This window comes from Caballeronia sp. GAFFF1 (assembly GCF_023630705.1).
Classification (GTDB): domain Bacteria; phylum Pseudomonadota; class Gammaproteobacteria; order Burkholderiales; family Burkholderiaceae; genus Caballeronia.
The window spans coordinates 1-536 of the sequence record NZ_JALQEM010000054.1; the positions used below are offsets into that span (position 1 = coordinate 1).

A 536-nucleotide genomic window follows, 5' to 3' on the forward strand; every position below is an offset into this window, starting at 1 on the left:
GGCCCCGTGTAATTCGCGCTCGGCCGAATGATCTTGTTGTCGATGCGCTGCTCGATAATGTGCGCGCTCCAGCCCGACGTACGCGAGATCACGAAGAGCGGCGTGAACATCGCAGTCGGCACGCCCATCATGTGATATGACACCGCGCTGAACCAGTCGAGATTCGGGAACATCTTCTTCGCGTCCCACATCACCGTTTCGAGGCGTTCCGCGATATCGAAGAGCTTGGTATTGCCCGCTTCTTTCGACAGCGACCTGGCGACTTCCTTGATGACCTTGTTGCGCGGATCGGAGATCGTATAAACGGGATGCCCGAAGCCGATCACGACTTCCTTGTTCTCGACGCGACGCTTGATGTCGGCTTCCGCTTCGTCGGGCGTCTCATAGCGCGATTGAATCTCGAATGCGACTTCGTTCGCGCCGCCGTGCTTCGGGCCGCGCAGCGCGCCGATTGCGCCGGTAATCGCCGAGTACATGTCCGATCCCGTGCCCGCGATCACGCGGCTCGTGAAGGTCGACGCGTTGAACTCGTGCTC

The 536-nt window shown here is 60.1% G+C and carries 1 protein-coding gene; it reads right to left on the reverse strand.

Annotated elements, in window-relative coordinates; all coding sequences use genetic code 11:
- Positions 1 to 536 (reverse strand): citrate/2-methylcitrate synthase (locus NCR37_RS28270; protein WP_284507059.1); only part of this gene is annotated, 536 nt, incomplete at both ends.